Here is a 16,801-nt window from a genome sequence, read left to right on the forward strand (position 1 = left end):
GACAGATGTATCATTGCATTTGGTGCAAATATTTAGTAATAGAGAATATATTGTAAGCAAATTTTATAAAACCCCTTGCGATGTCATGGGAAGGAGGATGACTAAGGTGGTTTCTAAGTTACTGGCAGTTTCTACAGATTTAATTGACAGTGATGCTTTTAAACTGCATGTTAAAAAGATGGGAGCCAGTGTGGTAGATTTCGGTGATGTAAGTACCGGATTAGCAAGAGAGTTTTCTCACATGCCCAAAGCTATTTCTATGGGCATAAAGCACCCGCCCATAGAAAAGGATATAAACAATGTGGATTTTTACCCTCATCTATATATATCTATAGATAAGCGTTTGCAGAAAATTCAGAAAAAAATTAGTAAAGCCCTCCGGCAGTCAGGGTGGAGAGCACTTCCTATACCTCCAGATTCTCACCGGGTTGATACCAGTTTTATTTCCAGGTTGTTTCCCCTTTTTCCCCATAAGACTGCTGCAACCTGTGCAGGATTGGGTTGGGTAGGGAAAAGCGGCCTTTTAATAAGCCGTGATTTTGGATCCCGCATGAGTTGGGCGACTATATTAACTGATGCTCCACTGGAAGTATCCCCTCAGCCAATTATAGCCAGCCAGTGTGGGGAATGCTGCAGGTGTGTGAATGCTTGTCCTGCCGGGGCAATTTCCGGGAAACACTGGAAACGTTTAGAGAGTTATGAATCTATGATTGATACTGAAAAATGTTCAGCTTATCTCCAAAGGAACAATGAAAAATATGGGCAGTTTGTTTGTGGCATCTGCATTCTTGCATGTCCTCAGGGAATAAGTAAAGGAAACCATTAGGTAAATGCATAATTATATTTTGGGGGTATTTCAATGTCAATAAAACTAATTCTGGATGCCTATCAGGGTAAAAAAGTGCATAAGGTGCCCTGGGTTCCTTATGCGGGGGTACACTGTGCATATTTAATAGAAGAGTCAGCGGAGGTATATCTACAAAATCCTGATTTAATGGTAAAAGGGGTTTTGCAGGCTGCTCAGCGTTATCAGGTTGACGGAATACCTTTGCTGTTTGATGTAAGCGTGGAAGCTATGTCTATGGGGTGTGAATATAAGTGGAACAGTGATAATGCTCCCACCATTCTCAGTCACCCTCTGGCGGAACAAAGCATAGAGGAGGCGGCTTTAAAAATTCCTACAGCTGAGGAGGGCCGCTGGCCGATATTAATAGAAGCAGGAAAACGAATTATGGAAGAGAAGGGAGACTGGGCTCTGCTGGGCCTTTGCTGCGGGCCTTTAACTCTAGCATCTCACCTTCGGGGGGTTAAGCTTTTTACGGATATGGTTAAAAATAAACCTCTAGCTAAAGAAATTATTACCTTTTGTGGTGAGGTCTGTGCCCACTCCGCAAGCATTTATAGAGATATAGGCTGTGAAGTGATTGGTATCGTTGACCCTGTTGCTTCCCAGGTTAATCCGGTTATATTCAAGGAATTTGAAGTACCTGCCTGTCAGCCTGCCCTAGAGGTAATCAGGAGTGCTGGTCGTATTTCCAGCTTTTTAACTTGTGGCGATGCTTCTAAGGTGATGGAAGAAATCTGCCGGTTGGGGGTTGATAGTTTTTCTTGTGATGAACAGGTCAGTCTTACCTACGCCCGGGACCTGGCGTTAAAATATGGACTGGGTTTTACCGGAAGTTTAAATGTGGCACAATCTCTTACCCTGGGATTAATGGACCCTGGTAAAGATACCTTGGTGAGTATGGCCGCTGGAGGCATGACTGGCTATATACTTGCACCTGGCTGCAACATGCCTTATCATGTACCGCCGGAGAATGTTTTGAAAGTTCTGGAAGCTAAAGAATGGTTTGAGAAGTTTTTTGCTAAATATCCTGACCATGTCCCTCCTGGATATTTGACTTTGAAATAAATCCTTTAAGGTAATATGCAGTATCTCATGCAACTGGGGGAATATTTATGAAGCATGTCTTTGATTTCTATGGTGAGTTTATAGGAACTTTTATTCTGGTTTTCTTTGGTTGTGGAGCAGTGGCGGTAACAGTGCTTTTTTCTTCTCATGTAGGGCTTTTTCAATTAGCATCAATCTGGGGCCTGGCTGTAACACTGGCAATTTATGCTACTAGAAATCTTTCTTGTGCTCACCTTAATCCAGCAGTGAGCCTGGCTATGGTTTTGGGTGGGAGAATGTCTGCTTCTAAATTGATCAGGTATATGCTAGCCCAGTTTACAGGAGCTATTTTTGCGGCTTTTGCTTTGTATATTATATTTTCCAGTTCCATCACATATTTTGAACAGGTACATGGTATTGTTAGAGGAGAGCCCGGTTCTGTGGCAACGGCTGTGATTTTCAGCCAATATTATCCAAGCCCCTCTGCAGGCCAATTCTTACAAATAACCATGTTAAACGCTTTTTTAGTGGAGGCATTAGGCACATTTATTTTGGTGTTCATGATTTTTGCCCTTACTGATGGTTGTAATATCGGTAGGCCCGATGATAAACTGGCCCCTGTTTTTATAGGTTTAACTTTAACAATGATTATTTCTATACTGGCACCTTTGACTATGGCGGGGTTAAATCCGGCCAGAGATTTGTCTCCAAGGTTATTTGCTTATTTAGCTGGTTGGGGTAATGCTGCTTTTCCCGAACCTGCCTACGGAATTATTATTGTTTATGTCTTAGGTCCAATTATTGGTGCAGTTGCTTCTGCCTTCTTCTTTTCAAAATTGATCCAACCGGCCATGACTCAGAAAAATCTGGAAGTAAGCTGTTCTTGCGGATCAAGGGAAGAAATAATGAAAAATCCCTAAGATAATAAAAACTACTTTCTTGAAAAAAGCTGTAACAATTATGTAACCTTGGGAATTTGTTTTTGTAGTTTTAATTTAAAGCGTAAATGAAGATGTGAAAAATTTTGTCCACAACCACAGAGCACTGTGGTGTTTTTGATTTTAATAATTAGTTTTAAGGGCAAAGGGATAAGACAGGAGAGCCTACCTTGTCTTATTGGTTTTATATGTATAAAAAACCTAAGGCCTTTAGTAAAGGGCTATTGCAATTTGTGTAAAAATTTGATACATATAGATGTGTAAATAGTTGAAAAAAACTTAACGCTTAACGAAAGGATGTTTTTTTATATGGATTTTTATTTTAGAGATAGTATGCACCGAAAATTTTTTGGAGATTTTTTAAAGGTTTTAAATTTGGAAAGTACAGAGAAAAAATTATTTTCTGCTCTGTACCTGATCTGTGGAAGCAGAGAATTTGAATTATTAGGTCGATATATTGATACCGGTAGAAGGATTATTCATTTGGAAATCTTTATCGATTCAGAAGAATTTTTAAATATGGATTATCCGGATCAGGAGTTATCACGTCTAGCCGGGGCCCTTTATGCTGGGTTGGAATGTGATGTTAATGATTGTTTTAGTCAGTTTAAAGGCCCTGAATTAAAAATTGCCCTTACTGCACTTGAGCTGAGATATCAAAAGGAAAATACAATAACTGACTGAAAGGATAGACATGGCAGCACTAAATATTTGCGGTATAACAAAATATTATGGAAGCAGCCTGGTTATAAAGGATATTAATCTGGAAATCAGTGAAAATGAAAAAGTGGGGTTGATTGGCCCAAACGGTGCCGGGAAAACTACTTTGTTCAAAATAATTACCGGTGAAGAAGAACACGATGAAGGATATTATGTTTATGGTAAGGATATCTCTGTAGGCTATTTAAGGCAGACCAATGAGCTTACCCAGAAAATCACTCTTTATGAACAATTAAAGAGTTCCTTAAAACACCTTTACTGTCTTAAGGAAGAGTTGGTTCAGCTGGAACAAGAGATGCAGCGGGAGGAGATAAAGAATAACCCGCAGTCATTGGACAGAGTTATGGAACGTTATTCACGTCAAGTAAATATTTTTGAAAATCAGGGCGGGTATACCATGGAGAATCGGATCCGGCAGGTGGCCAGTGGACTGGGGTTCACTCCGGAGGATCTAGAAAGACCGGTAATAAGTTTTAGCGGTGGAGAAAAAACTTCTCTTTATTTGGCATCACTGCTTTTAGAACGTCACGACCTGCTTTTATTGGATGAACCTACCAACTATCTGGATTCCAGGGCTATGGAGTGGTTGGAGGATTACTTAAAAAGTTGGCCGGGAGCTCTTCTGGTAATTTCTCATGATCGTTATTTTTTGGACCGTGTGGTAAACCATATAGCAGCTTTAGAAAGCCGCTCTTTAAAAAGGTACAAGGGAAATTACTCAGAATACAAAAAACAATATGAGGTAGAAGGCCTCAGCCTGCAGAGAACATTAAAAAAACAACACTCTTTGATAAAGAAGGAAGAAGCCTTAATCAGAACCTCTGGTGCAGGGGAGAGGGACAAACGTCAGGCCAGGAGCCGGGAGAAGAGATTGCAAAGGTTAGAAAAAGTGGATCAGGGGCCTCGGGAAAAGAGTATATCTCTATCATTTGAATTTAGCGGTCGGGCAGGTCAGGAAGTGGTAGTTTTTCAAGAGGTGGCAAAGGTTTTTGATGGGACAGCACTATTTAAAGGAGCTTCGTTTACTTTAAAATGGGGGGATAAGGCAGCCTTGATTGGACCTAACGGTTCCGGGAAAACTACTCTTTTAAAGATGATTACCGGAACCCTGGAGCCTTCACGGGGGCAGGTAAAGATTGGGCCCAGCGTAAAGATATCTTATTTTGACCAGGAACAGGCACAGCTGAATCCGGCAAAAACCCTTTTAGAGGATATTATGGATTATTACGATTCTTTTACATTAACCGAAGCCAGGAGTTATTTAGGCAGGTATCTTTTTAAAGGGGATGAAGTTTTTAAAAAAATCGGGGATTTAAGTGGAGGAGAGAAAAGCAGGCTGGTTTTAGCCAGAACAGCCCTTTCTCAGGGGAACTTTCTTATACTGGATGAACCCACCAACCACCTGGACATAAAAGGTATGACCGAATTGGAGCAGGCTCTCACTCTATATCAGGGCACTCTGTTGGTGGTTTCTCATGATAGATATTTTATTGACGGCCTGGCGGATAAGATTTTAGAAATTGAAAATGGAAAGGTAGGCCTTTATCCTTTCGGTTACCAGGAGTATCTGGAACATAAGAGCAGAGTAAAGGAAGCAAATAAAGTTTCCGGCAGCAAGAAAAGTGAAACTAATCGGGAGGCCCGTCTTCGGGAAAGGGAACAGCGGGAGGAAATGCTGGCCCGCCGTCGAGAAAAAAGGGCACTGGAATCAAGAATAAATGAACTGGAGGATATTATTGAGGCTGCAGAAAATCGAGCTCTGCAGTTGGAAGAAAAAATGGCCGATCCTGATATTTATGATAATTTTGATGAAGTAAGAAAAGTTAACGAAGAACACCGCCGCCTGAAGGAAAAACTGGAGAACTACTATCACCAGTGGGAAAAAATAACTGTTATGATAGAAAAGAATCCTTGAAAAATAACCTTTAAGATATTATAGTAATATTAGAATTACTGTAATATTACGGGAGAGGTGGCAAAAATGAGATTATTTCTGTATGTTTTGTTAATAATATTACTGATTTTTCCCTTAAGCGGGTGCGGGAAAGATAACGGTGAGGAATTGGATTATTCCCTGGTTGACGTAGAAGGGGAAGAGTCGGAACAGTCTCCGGAGGGAAACGAAGTTGATTTAGATTCCGAGGAACTTACATTGAATGACCTGTTTGATCCAGTTTACATTACAGTTACGGGATCATCGGTTTATTTAAGGGAAGGTCCGGGCACCAGTTTTGATGTGGTGGGGTCTACTCAGAACGGGGATCAGTTGGAAGTAGTTTTTTTTATGGAACACTGGATTAGTATCAAAACCCAGGATGGACAGGAAGGTTTTATCGCAGGTTGGCTGACTGATGCCCAACTGCCGCAGCCTGACAGTGAGAGTTTACTGGAAGAAAAGCTGGAGGTAGTGCCGTAAGAGTTTTAAAAGATAAATAATATGAAGCTGCCCCGGTATTTTTTGTCTTACGCTTAAAAACCTGGGGTTTTTTATCTTTATCTTTAGGGAAGGAATTAATTAAGATTTGTCTAAATAACTAAGGTATGAAGTATAATTCAAGGAGTGTAGATGTGTCTTGAGACAGATTAATGTAGAAATAATTACCCAACATATTGCAGATATGTGCTGTGAGGTAAACTTTAACCTGGGGAAGGATGTACTTAGTGGCCTTAAAGAAGCATTTCATCAGGAGCATTCACCGGTGGGGAGAGAAGTTCTTCACCAGCTTATAGAGAATACAGATATTTCTTTCAGGGAAAAAATCCCTTTGTGTCAGGACACCGGTTTTGCAGTAGTATTTTTAGAAGTTGGACAGGAAGTGGTTGTGGTGGGAGGCGACCTGGAGGAAGCGATTAATGAAGGAGTCCGGGAAGGTTACCAACGCTATTATTTAAGGAAATCTATAGTTAAGGATCCTTTACGGAGGGAAAATACAGAAGATAATACTCCAGCAGTGATACATTATGACATTGTTCCGGGAGATACTTTTAAGATCACCTTTGTATCCAAGGGTGGGGGAAGTGAAAATATGAGCAGAGTAAAAATGCTTAAACCGGCTGAAGGGGAGAGGGGAATTATAGACTTTGTACTGGAAACTGTAAATACTGCCGGGGCCAATGCCTGTCCTCCTATAGTGGTAGGAGTAGGAATCGGAGGCACTTTTGAAACCTGTACACTTCTGGCAAAAAAGGCTCTCTTGAGACCCCTCAACCAACCAAACAAGGATAAATATTATGCTGATTTAGAAGGGCGAATTTTGGAGGATGTCAACCATTTGGGCATCGGCCCTCAGGGTTTTGGAGGGAGTATTACTGCATTGGCAGTGCACATCGAGTTTGCGCCTACCCATATCGCCTGTCTTCCGGCAGCAGTTAATCTAAACTGTCATGCTTCAAGGCATCTACAGAGAATTTTATAATGGGGTGATATATTGACCGGAATTAAGATAAACCTTCCATTGACTGAAGAGAAAATTAATATTTTAAAATCCGGAGACCAGTTGTTACTATCCGGTTTTTTATTTACAGCTAGAGATGCTGCTCACCAGCGATTGGTGCAGAGCCTGGGGGAAAAACAGGATCTGCCGGTAGAGCTTAATGGTCAGGTTATTTATTATGCAGGGCCTACCCCAGCACCCCCAGGACGGGTTATAGGGGCGGCCGGCCCCACTACCAGTATGAGGATGGATTCCATGACCATACCTCTCCTAAAACAGGGGCTTAAGGGTATGATCGGTAAAGGGAAAAGATCTTCAGAAGTAAAAAGTGCGTTAATTAAGTACCGTGCAGTTTACCTGGCAGCCACCGGGGGGGCAGGCGCCCTGCTGGCCCAGAGGATTAAATCGGCTGAAGTGGTTGCTTATGCTGATTTGGGTTCAGAAGCCATATACAAGTTGGAAGTGCAGGAGTTTCCTGTAGTAGTAATTAATGATATTTATGGGAATGATTTATATGAAGAAGGACAGGAAGCTTATAAAAAAAAGGGTCCAGAGAAGGTGTGAAAATGAAAAGAAAAGAAAAGTTTATTATCATCGATGGCAACAGCCTGGCCAGCAGGGCCTTTTATGCTCTTCCTCTATTAACTACCTCCAGAGGACAGTATACTAACGCTGTGTACGGATTTATTTCTATGTTTCTTCGGCTGCTGCAGGAGGAAAAGCCGGACTATATTACCGCAGCATTTGATATGTCCGCTCCCACCTTCAGGCATAAGGCCTATAAAGAGTATAAGGCTCAGAGAGCGGAAAGCCCTGCGGAATATAGAGAACAAATCCCATTAATTAAAGAGTTTTTAAACACCATGTCAATACCCTATTACCAGTTGGAAGGGTTTGAGGCAGATGATCTCATTGGCACATACAGCCAAAAAGCAGAGGAAAGCTTGCTGGAAACCCTGATTGTAACCGGGGATGCTGATGCCTTTCAATTGATTTCTCCCAATATAAAAGTCTTGATGACCCGTAAAGGGATTACCCATGTGGAATTGGTTGACCTGGACAGGTTAAAGGACAATTTCGGATTAACTCCCGGTCAAGTTGCTGATTTTAAAGCATTAAAGGGAGACCCTTCGGACAATATTCCCGGCATCCCAGGGATTGGCGAAAAAACCGCTTTGAAGCTTTTACATGAATTTGGTTCACTGGAAAACCTTTTAGAAAATATTCAACAGATAAAACAAAAAAAGGTAAGGGAAAAGGTGGAGGAATATCGAGAACAATCTATACTGAGTAAAAAGCTGGCTGCTATTAAAACCGACGTGGAGGATAGTTTTGATTTAAAGCAGTGCAGGTTTGAGACGGAGTCGATTGATTACAGCAGGGTAAGGGAGCTCTTTAAAACCCTGGAATTTAACACTCTTTTGGAGAGGCTTCCAGAGGCCTCAAAACCGGATGGGGAGGACAGCCAAAAGGTTTTTAAAAATGCGGCAGTGATTAAGGATACAGCTCAGCTGATTCAACTGACAGAAAAAATAGTAAACGCTAAAGAGTTGGCTGTCTTACTGGAGACAACAGGCCCCAATCCCTTCAGGACAGATATTGTAGGAGTAACTCTCAGCCTGGGGCCTGAGAGCTCTTATTATCTTCCTTTGAGTCACGGGACAAAAATCGATTGCTTGGGGAAAGAGGAGGTGCTGGAGAAGCTTAAGCCTTATCTGGAAAACCAGGAAATCAAAAAGATTTGTCCCGATGCAAAGTTTATAATAAACTGTTTAAAAAAAGAGGGTATCTTTCTCCAAGGTTTATATTTTGATCCTTTTATCGCTGCATATCTGTTATCTCCAGGGAAGCCGTCTCAAAAAGTATCCGAATTGATTAAAGAATTTTTGGGTCTGGAACTTACTGACCGGGAACAATTTCTGGGTAAGGGAGCCAAGGCTAGAAAAATTAAGGACATTAAACCGGAGGAGTTTAAAAATATCTGCTGCAGTGAAGCCGCACTGCTGTTTGACCTCTGCAGGGTTTTATCCGGGCAATTAAAGATGAGGGAATTGGATAATCTCTTTTTTACTTTGGAAATGCCCTTAATTGAAATTCTGTCTGCCATGGAAACCGAAGGAATTACTGTACAAAAAGATATTTTGGAGCATATGTCTGTGGAAATAAAGGACAAACTGGAGAAAATCCGGTCTCACATATATGAACTGGCAGGTCAGGAATTTAATTTGAATTCCCCTAAACAGCTGGCTTTTGTATTGTTTGAAACGTTAAAACTGCCGGCCTTCAAAAAAACGAAAACAGGTTATTCCACCAGTGCAGAGGTACTGGAGGAACTGGCATCAAAGTATGAAATAGCAGAAAAAATACTGCATTATCGACAGCTGGTAAAACTGCAGGGCACCTATGTTGATGGTTTGATTCCATTAATAAACTCTAAAACCGGAAAAATACACTCTACTTTTAAGCAGAATGTAACCGCCACCGGAAGGTTAAGCAGCACTGAGCCTAACCTTCAAAATATCCCCATCAGGATGGAGGAAGCCAGGAAAATTAGAAAAGCCTTCGTGTCCCAAAGTCCGGAAAGCTTTCTTTTAGCTTCGGATTATTCTCAAATTGAACTGAGGATTTTAGCTCATATTTCAGAGGATCAACAACTGGTGGACTCTTTTTTAAATGATGAGGATATTCATCGGAGGACGGCGGCAGAAGTCTTTGAAATCCCTCTGGAAGCTGTTACTTCTCAAATGAGGAACAGTGCTAAAGTTGTTAATTTCGGCATTATTTATGGTATGAGCGATTATGGTTTGTCGCAAAACCTGGGGATTGAAAGAAAGGAAGCAAAAAAATATATTCAAAGTTATTTTGAAAAATATCCGGGAGTTAGGAAATATTCTGAAGAAATTATTCAAAAAGCCCGTGACGATGGTTATGTGACTACTATTTTTAACCGCAGAAGATATCTTCCCGATATTAAGCATCGGAATAACAATATCCGTAGTTTTGCAGAAAGGACGGCTGTAAACACTCCCATACAGGGCTCAGCCGCCGATCTCATTAAAAAATCTATGCTGGATATTTTCAATGAATTAAACCATCATAATTTTAAGACAAAGATGCTTCTACAGGTTCACGACGAGTTAATCTTTGAAGTGCCTGTTTTGGAGTTGTCGGAAAGCTCCAAATTGATAAAGGACATGATGGAAAGTATTTTTCAGTTAAAAGTTCCTCTAAGGGTAGATTTAAAAGTAGGCAAAAATCTATACGACATGGATAAACTTGTGCTATAAGAGAGGGGGAAAGAAATGCCGGAGCTTCCTGAAGTAGAAACCATTAAAGAGAGTCTGAAGGAAACAATTTCATTTAAAAAAATTAAGGAAGTAGAAGTATTTTGTGCAAAGTTAATTAAGTTTCCCGAAGTGCTGCAATTTGTTAAAGATATAAAGAATAAAAAGATTAAAAGTTTGGAGAGAAGAGGAAAATATTTAATCATTAAGCTTACCTTTAACACTAACCTGGTTGTTCACCTGGGAATGACCGGTCAGTTGATATATTCTGATCTACCTTTACAGATGGATAAGCATACCCACCTGCTTTTTCATTTCGAAGATAACACAGTGCTTCAGTATAGAGATGTCAGGAAATTTGGCTGTTTATGGTTAGTTAAAGATGGCTGTCTCAGGTTTGTGTCGGGATTAGCTCAGTTGGGGCCTGAGCCTTTAAGCCAGGAATTTTCAATGGAATACTTTAACACCATACTTAACAAGAAAAGTATAATTAAATATCTTCTGCTTTCCCAAAATAATTTGGCGGGGCTGGGAAATATTTATGTGGATGAGATTCTCTTTAGGGCAGGGATTTCTCCAGAAAGAACTGCCGCTGACCTGTCTTTAAAGGAGAGAGAAAAACTATACCATACCATCCGTTCGGTTTTGGAGGAAGCAATTCGGGCAAGGGGTACCAGTGTAGTGAATTATATAGATAGTGATGGGAAAAAGGGCAGCTTTCAAGATTTTTTAAGAGTATATCGAAGGACTGGAGAGCTGTGTTTTGTATGCAGTACCCCCATAAAAAGAATTGTGCTGGCAGGCAGAGGAACATATTTCTGTCCAAAATGTCAACCTATGACATCAAATTCCTGCAGGGGTAAAACGGTGCGGCCCCGGGATAACACAGAGAGTTTAAACCAGTAAAGCTCTCTTCAAGACATGCACGCAAAGCTGATTATCCCCATAGTATGATACTGACTTAAAAAACAAGCCAGTAGGGGGTAGCAGCTTTGGTTGAGTTGTCCATTTTATTATCTATAATATTGTTAGGCCTTGCCGTAAGTTTGGATGGTTTTGGAGTAGGTATGGCCTATGGTGTTCGGAATATGAGGCTGCCATTTTTGTCTATAATAATTATCAGTCTTTCATCTGCTTTGGCTATTATGTTTTCTATGCTGACAGGAAAACTTGTGTCTGCCTTTTTTTCTCCAGAAGCAGCCTCTATGGTTGGGGGGATAATGTTGGTGGGCATAGGTACTTGGATTAGCTTTCAAGCCTTTTTAAATGTCAAGCGCTTACTGCCCGGTGAAGAAACTGAGTACAATGAAAGTTTAAATAATGCTAAAGGGGGCAAAAATGTTTCCGACGGAAGATATCTCTCGTTTTTTTCTGATATTTTAAAAGACCCCCAGAAGGCAGACTTTGATAGGTCTGGAGAAATCAGGGGTGGAGAGGCAGTAGCCTTGGGAGTTGCTCTGGCTATGGACGCTTTTGGAGCAGGGTTTGGAGCCGCCATGATGGGTTTTAATCCCTTTATCACTTCGGCTGCAGTGGGTGCAGCGAAGCTGGTTATGCTTCCGGCAGGATTTTATCTAGGAAATTATTATTTTTCCAAACATTTGGGCAGCAAGGCATCATACCTGTCGGGATTTGTTCTGATAGTTTTGGGAATGCTAAATCTTTTTAATGTGATTTAATGGTAAATTTATGTTATGAGGTGAGGCCAGGTGCCTACGGTAGGATTAACCGGAAGTATTGCCTGTGGAAAGTCTGCAGTTTCAAAGATGTTAGCCCGAAAAGGGGCTTATGTTATTGATTTAGACCAGGTTGCCAGAGAAGTTGTCCAGCCGGGTACAGCCGCCTGGTTAAAAATCGTTTCATTTTTTGGACAAGATGTTTTGGCCCAGGATGGAAATTTAGACAGGGGAAAATTGGGACAGATTATTTTTGCTGATGTAAACTTACGAATGAAGTTAAATGAAATTACCCATGGTCCAATTATAAAAAAAGTTTTAGGGCGGAAACAAAAATTTTTTTCTGATCCTAATAATGCTGAAAAGTTACTGGTTATCATGGCTCCTCTATTAATTGAAGCGGGTATGAATAATATGGTAGACATGATTATAGTAGTAATATGTCGTGAAGAAATTCAAAAAAAAAGGCTAATGGAGCGGGAGAATATTAATGAGATAGAGGCAGAGAGGAGAATCAGGTCTCAAATGCCTCCGGAGGAAAAAAACAAATATGCCGATTTTATTATTGATAACAGCGGTTCACTAAATGATACAGCTGAACAAGTGGATCATGTTTGGGTCAACTTGAGTTCAAAAGGGAAGAACATATAGTTGTATCTGCCTTTGGGATCCCCTGTTTTTTTGCCAGGCATTGATGGAGTGATTATATGGCTGTAAAAATATTAAAAAAAAGATTAGTTTTCCGGGTTCTTCTAGTTCTTGTGTTGATCATGGTTTTTTATTCTAATTGTTTTCAAAGGCTGATAAACCCGATACAATTTAAGGAGACTATTGATTATTATTCGGAAATACATCAGGTAGACCCACTTTTGGTATCAGCAGTGATCCGGGTGGAAAGCAGGTTTAATCAGAAGGCCGTTTCTCAAAAAGGTGCCATGGGGTTAATGCAGATTATGCCAACTACGGGGGAATGGGCAGCGGAACAGATAGGTATTTCTGATTTTGAATCCTCTATGCTTTTGGACCCCCAATTTAATATTCGGTTGGGAACCTGGTATATTGCTAATCTCCAAAAGGAATTTCAAGACAAAAATCCTTTGGTTATTGCTGCTTATAATGGAGGCCGGGGAAATGTTAATAAGTGGCTGGAACAGAAAATATGGGATGGACAGGAAGAGACAATATATGACATTCCTTATCCTGAAACCAGAGAATATGTAAAAAAAGTGCTGTTTAATTATAGAAAATATCAAAAAATTTATGAGTAATGGGTATTTTAAGCAGGAAAATAGCTGAAGAAGAGCGAACTTGAGATAATTAATTGACATAAAATCGACATAGTTCGTTACAAAAGGAGGAGTTTTATTGGCTAGAAAATTTATTTTTCTGCTGTTGGCCCTGGTGATAGTGCTCAGTATTTTTGGATGTGCTCCGGTAGAATCTCCACAGGGACAGCTGCGGGTGGCTTCTCTAGGCAGCCCTAACACATTAAATCCGCTGTTTATTAGGGATAATTATTCTTTTGAAGTAGTTTCCCTGCTGCACGCAAACCTGTTTACCTTTAATCATGAAACATTAGAGGCAGAGCCGGCCCTGGTGGAACAATGGTCTGTGGAAGAGGAAGGGACGGTATATATTTTACAATTAAGAGATGATGTAAAATGGTCTGATGGTGAGCCATTAACAGCTGAAGATGTTGCCTTCACTCTTAGGGTGATATGTCACCCGGACTTCACCGGATATCATTATGCCCTGTATTTTAATGTAATAACCGGTTCCCGGGATTATCACTTAAATCACGACAGTCCTTTAGCGGAGGGAAGTATTAAAGGCATAGAGGTAATTGATGATATTACATTAAAAATAACGTTGGATCAGGTAATGGCTCCATTTTTAACTTATCTGGATTTATTTCCCCTTCCAGCTCATGTTTTGGGGGATGTCCCGGTAGCTCAAATGGAAGGTCATGATTACAGTCTCAATCCTGAAATAACTGCTGGACCCTATATTTTAAATGATTGGGCAGTTGATGAGTATTTGCATTTTGTGTACAATCCTAATTATTATTTAGGACAGCCGGGAATTGATGAAATTTATTACAGGATAATACCCAACCAGGAGGCACAGCTTATTGATCTAAAGGGTGGAAACCTGGACTTGATTCCTACAGCTGTTAAAATAGAAGACGTAGAAGATTTAAAAGAGGATTCAAACATTAATATTTATTCCAACTTGAGATTGGTTTATGATTATTTGGGATTTAATATGGCTAATCCTGAAAGCCCTCTGTACACAAAAGAGGTGAGACAGGCCTTGTCTATGGTTTTGGATAGGGAAGCTGTGGTTAGAGATTTACTGCTGGGTTACGGGAGGGTAGCCCATGGGCCTCTGGCACCGCTGCATTTTCCCTTCGATGAAAACTTCACATCTTATTCTGTGGATATACAAAAAGCCCGGCAGCTGCTGGATGAATCCGGTTATGGTGATGGATTTGAGCTAAAGCTCATAGTCAATGCCGGTAATGAAGTAAGGGAAAATACTGCCTTGATGTTTAAGGAGGCGGCAGATGCCATTGGTGTGGAGGTTACAATTCAAGTCTTGGAATGGCAGACTTACATGGAATTAGCCATGCAGGGAGATTTTGATGTAATAATTTCTGGACAGGGTACAGGTATTGATCCCGACTTAATTTCCATCTGGCACAGTCAAAGCCCTCTTAACGAACTGGGGTATGTAAACCACCAGGTGGACACTGTTATCCAGGAAGCGCAGGTGTCAATGGACAGGGAGGAAAGGTCCCGGATGTACCGTAGTGCTCAAGAGATGATTGTAGAAGATGCTCCTATGGTGTGGCTTTATTACAGAGAGGCCCTGCATGCAGCGTCAGAGGGTCTGCGTAATTTTGCCCCGCATCCTGAAATTACTTTTTATAAGGTGCATCAGTGGGAGATAGAATAATGTTTTTAATTTCGGTAATCCTTCCCCCGGTCCCCTGGGACCGGGGGAGAGGGAGGCCGTTTTCTTATGAGTTTATTCCTTACTAAAAGAATAATGCAGACCATTGTGGTACTGGTGGGGGTTTCCGTACTTACTTTTTTTATGATGAATCTGGCTCCGGGAGACCCTTTTATAATGGATTCGGAAATGAAGATGAATCCGGAAGCTGTGGCCCGATGGAAAGAAATACGTCAGTTAGATCGTCCCCTTCATGAGCAGTATTATTCCTGGCTGTTAAATCTGATTAAAGGGGATTTTGGCATTTCACTGATTCATAACCGGCCTGTTTTGGAACTAATTACTGAAAGGCTTCCGGCTACTCTATTGTTAACTGTTACCTCCCTTGCGGCAGCTCTTTTAATTTCTATTCCGTTAGGTTTATTATCAGCGATAAAACAAGGGTCCTTTCTGGATAAATTTATATCATTTTTTACCCTTTGTGGAGTGTCTATACCAAATTTCTGGCTGGGGATGCTCCTTATTTTATTATTTGCTTATCAGTTTAACTGGCTTCCTGCGGGAGGTTTGAGGACGGTAGGTGCAGAGATAGGTTTTGTGGATTCTATTAGACATTTAATTCTTCCCGTTTTTGTATTGTCCACCGGTAGTGCTGCCTATTATATCCGGTATATCAGGGCTGCTATCCTGGAGGTACTGGGACAGGATTATGTGCTGACTGCTAAGGCTAAGGGGTTAAATGAATCTACGGTACTTTTTCGTCATATCGTAAGAAATGCCATGATTCCCCTGGTAACAGTGGTTTCACTTTCTTTACCCCATCTATTCACCGGTGCTATGGTTACGGAATATGTTTTTAGCTGGCCCGGTATGGGCCGCTGGATTATTATGGCTACTTTGTCCCGGGATTATCCATCTGTCCTGGCAGTTAATGTTATTGTGGCCGCTCTGGTTACTTTGTGTAATCTTGGTGCAGATTTGCTGTACGTATTTATTGACCCACGGATAAAATATAGATGAGAAGAGGTTTTATTGCATTGTTTTTTAATTGGAAAAAGTTTAGAAAAAATCCTCTATCCTGTGCCGGCCTGGTGATTGTGCTGCTTCTTTACTGTACTGCAGTTTTCGCTCCTATCTTGGCCAGGGAGGATCCTTATCAAACCAATACTGAGAACTGGTTGAGCTCTCCCGATGAACAAAACTGGTTTGGAACTGATAGATTGGGGAGGGACGTTTTCAGCCGGGTTGTCCATGGGTCCCGGATATCTCTGGCAGTAGGGTTTGTTTCTACTGCTCTGGTGATTTTAGTGGGTACCATTTTGGGTTCTTTGTCCGGTTATTATGGAGGATTATTGGATACCTTAATTATGCGTTTTACCGATGTAATCATGGTATTTCCTACATTATTTCTTATCATTACATTGGTTTTGCTGTTTGAGCCGGGAATTCTCTATATTATTTTGGTTATTGGTTTTGTGGGTTGGACCAGTGCAGCTAGATTGGTCCGGGCAGAATTTATTACTTTACGGGAGAGAGAATATGTACAGGCAGCCCGGGCTCTGGGGGCTTCAGACATCAGAATTATATTCAGGCATATTCTTCCCAATGCCATGAGCACTATTATCGTTGCGGCTACATTAAGTGTCCCTGCCGCTATTTTGGCTGAAGCAGGATTGAGCTTTCTGGGTTTAGGAGTTCCAGCCCCTATTCCCAGCTGGGGCAATATGTTGAGGGAAGCTCAAGGGTATTTGAGACAAGCCTGGTGGTATGCTGCTTTCCCCGGCGCGTTTATATTTCTGACGGTCATGGCTTTTAATTTGTTAGGGGAAGGCCTTCGAGATTCCATGGATCCATAAGCAAAAGACCAGGGAGATTTATTTTACCTGACGGATAAGGGGGAGGG

16 protein-coding genes are annotated in these 16,801 nt (G+C 41.1%); all 16 read left to right on the forward strand.

Annotation, left to right across the window (positions count from 1 at the left end):
* Window positions 1-97 precede the first annotated feature (97 nt).
* The 16 genes from HUE98_RS05470 (at window position 98) to opp4C (ending at window position 16,754) form a co-directional block, all read left to right on the forward strand.
* Window positions 98-826, forward strand: coding sequence for a 4Fe-4S double cluster binding domain-containing protein (locus tag HUE98_RS05470; protein ID WP_241422851.1), 729 nt, complete (start codon window positions 98-100; stop codon window positions 824-826).
* Window positions 827-859: 33 nt separating this feature from the next.
* On the forward strand, window positions 860-1,912 hold the full coding sequence (locus HUE98_RS05475) for a uroporphyrinogen decarboxylase family protein (RefSeq protein WP_241422852.1): 1,053 nt from the start codon (window positions 860-862) through the stop codon (window positions 1,910-1,912).
* Window positions 1,913-1,959: 47 nt separating this feature from the next.
* Window positions 1,960-2,811, forward strand: coding sequence for an MIP/aquaporin family protein (locus HUE98_RS05480; RefSeq protein WP_241422853.1), 852 nt, complete (start codon window positions 1,960-1,962; stop codon window positions 2,809-2,811).
* A gap of 327 nt (window positions 2,812-3,138) precedes the next feature.
* The gene (locus HUE98_RS05485; RefSeq protein WP_241422854.1) at window positions 3,139-3,513 is read left to right on the forward strand and encodes a hypothetical protein; all 375 of its coding nucleotides are present in this window, start codon (window positions 3,139-3,141) and stop codon (window positions 3,511-3,513) included.
* Between the two features lie 10 nt (window positions 3,514-3,523).
* Entirely contained in the window at window positions 3,524-5,464 is a 1,941-nt protein-coding gene (locus HUE98_RS05490; RefSeq protein WP_241422855.1) for an ABC-F family ATP-binding cassette domain-containing protein, read from the forward strand.
* 66 nt (window positions 5,465-5,530) lie between these two features.
* Entirely contained in the window at window positions 5,531-5,965 is a 435-nt protein-coding gene (locus HUE98_RS05495; RefSeq protein WP_241422856.1) for an SH3 domain-containing protein, read from the forward strand.
* A 157-nt stretch (window positions 5,966-6,122) separates the two neighbouring features.
* Window positions 6,123-6,965 carry a fumarate hydratase gene (locus HUE98_RS05500; RefSeq protein ID WP_241422857.1) on the forward strand — a complete coding sequence of 281 codons (843 nt, stop codon included), beginning with the start codon at window positions 6,123-6,125 and terminating at the stop codon, window positions 6,963-6,965.
* A 21-nt stretch (window positions 6,966-6,986) separates the two neighbouring features.
* Complete coding sequence (locus tag HUE98_RS05505) at window positions 6,987-7,547, forward strand: Fe-S-containing hydro-lyase (RefSeq protein ID WP_241423511.1); 561 nt, start codon at window positions 6,987-6,989, stop codon at window positions 7,545-7,547.
* A 2-nt stretch (window positions 7,548-7,549) separates the two neighbouring features.
* Window positions 7,550-10,270: a DNA polymerase I gene (gene polA / locus HUE98_RS05510; protein ID WP_241422858.1), complete on the forward strand. Its 2,721-nt coding sequence runs from the start codon at window positions 7,550-7,552 to the stop codon at window positions 10,268-10,270.
* Between the two features lie 15 nt (window positions 10,271-10,285).
* The gene (gene mutM / locus HUE98_RS05515) at window positions 10,286-11,173 is read left to right on the forward strand and encodes a DNA-formamidopyrimidine glycosylase (protein ID WP_241422859.1); all 888 of its coding nucleotides are present in this window, start codon (window positions 10,286-10,288) and stop codon (window positions 11,171-11,173) included.
* A gap of 86 nt (window positions 11,174-11,259) precedes the next feature.
* On the forward strand, window positions 11,260-11,946 hold the full coding sequence (gene ytaF, locus HUE98_RS05520) for a sporulation membrane protein YtaF (protein WP_241422860.1): 687 nt from the start codon (window positions 11,260-11,262) through the stop codon (window positions 11,944-11,946).
* Window positions 11,947-11,976: 30 nt separating this feature from the next.
* Window positions 11,977-12,594 (forward strand): dephospho-CoA kinase, encoded by a 618-nt coding sequence (gene coaE, locus HUE98_RS05525; protein WP_241422861.1) that lies wholly within the window; start codon window positions 11,977-11,979, stop codon window positions 12,592-12,594.
* 56 nt (window positions 12,595-12,650) lie between these two features.
* Complete coding sequence (locus tag HUE98_RS05530; RefSeq protein WP_241422862.1) at window positions 12,651-13,211, forward strand: lytic transglycosylase domain-containing protein; 561 nt, start codon at window positions 12,651-12,653, stop codon at window positions 13,209-13,211.
* Window positions 13,212-13,308: 97 nt separating this feature from the next.
* Window positions 13,309-14,901 (forward strand): ABC transporter substrate-binding protein, encoded by a 1,593-nt coding sequence (locus tag HUE98_RS05535; RefSeq protein ID WP_241422863.1) that lies wholly within the window; start codon window positions 13,309-13,311, stop codon window positions 14,899-14,901.
* Window positions 14,902-14,967: 66 nt separating this feature from the next.
* Window positions 14,968-15,918: an ABC transporter permease gene (locus HUE98_RS05540; RefSeq protein WP_241422864.1), complete on the forward strand. Its 951-nt coding sequence runs from the start codon at window positions 14,968-14,970 to the stop codon at window positions 15,916-15,918.
* The gene (gene opp4C, locus HUE98_RS05545) at window positions 15,915-16,754 is read left to right on the forward strand and encodes an oligopeptide ABC transporter permease (RefSeq protein ID WP_241422865.1); all 840 of its coding nucleotides are present in this window, start codon (window positions 15,915-15,917) and stop codon (window positions 16,752-16,754) included. Before HUE98_RS05540 ends, opp4C begins: the two co-directional genes overlap by 4 nt.
* Window positions 16,755-16,801: the final 47 nt, after the last annotated feature.

Source organism: Candidatus Contubernalis alkalaceticus (assembly GCF_022558445.1).
In the GTDB taxonomy this organism is placed as follows: domain Bacteria; phylum Bacillota; class Dethiobacteria; order SKNC01; family SKNC01; genus Contubernalis; species Contubernalis alkaliaceticus.

What these genes read in the sequence shown, in the direction of transcription:
- HUE98_RS05485 (WP_241422854.1), top strand. Translation starts at nt 3,139, where the DNA reads ATGGATTTTTATTTTAGAGATAGTATGCACCGAAAATTTTTTGGAGAT.
- polA (WP_241422858.1), top strand. Translation starts at nt 7,550, where the DNA reads ATGAAAAGAAAAGAAAAGTTTATTATCATCGATGGCAACAGCCTGGCC.
- HUE98_RS05530 (WP_241422862.1), top strand. Translation starts at nt 12,651, where the DNA reads ATGGCTGTAAAAATATTAAAAAAAAGATTAGTTTTCCGGGTTCTTCTA.
- HUE98_RS05540 (WP_241422864.1), top strand. Translation starts at nt 14,968, where the DNA reads ATGAGTTTATTCCTTACTAAAAGAATAATGCAGACCATTGTGGTACTG.
- HUE98_RS05495 (WP_241422856.1), top strand. Translation starts at nt 5,531, where the DNA reads ATGAGATTATTTCTGTATGTTTTGTTAATAATATTACTGATTTTTCCC.
- opp4C (WP_241422865.1), top strand. Translation starts at nt 15,915, where the DNA reads ATGAGAAGAGGTTTTATTGCATTGTTTTTTAATTGGAAAAAGTTTAGA.
- HUE98_RS05480 (WP_241422853.1), top strand. Translation starts at nt 1,960, where the DNA reads ATGAAGCATGTCTTTGATTTCTATGGTGAGTTTATAGGAACTTTTATT.
- mutM (WP_241422859.1), top strand. Translation starts at nt 10,286, where the DNA reads ATGCCGGAGCTTCCTGAAGTAGAAACCATTAAAGAGAGTCTGAAGGAA.
- HUE98_RS05470 (WP_241422851.1), top strand. Translation starts at nt 98, where the DNA reads ATGACTAAGGTGGTTTCTAAGTTACTGGCAGTTTCTACAGATTTAATT.
- HUE98_RS05490 (WP_241422855.1), top strand. Translation starts at nt 3,524, where the DNA reads ATGGCAGCACTAAATATTTGCGGTATAACAAAATATTATGGAAGCAGC.
- HUE98_RS05475 (WP_241422852.1), top strand. Translation starts at nt 860, where the DNA reads ATGTCAATAAAACTAATTCTGGATGCCTATCAGGGTAAAAAAGTGCAT.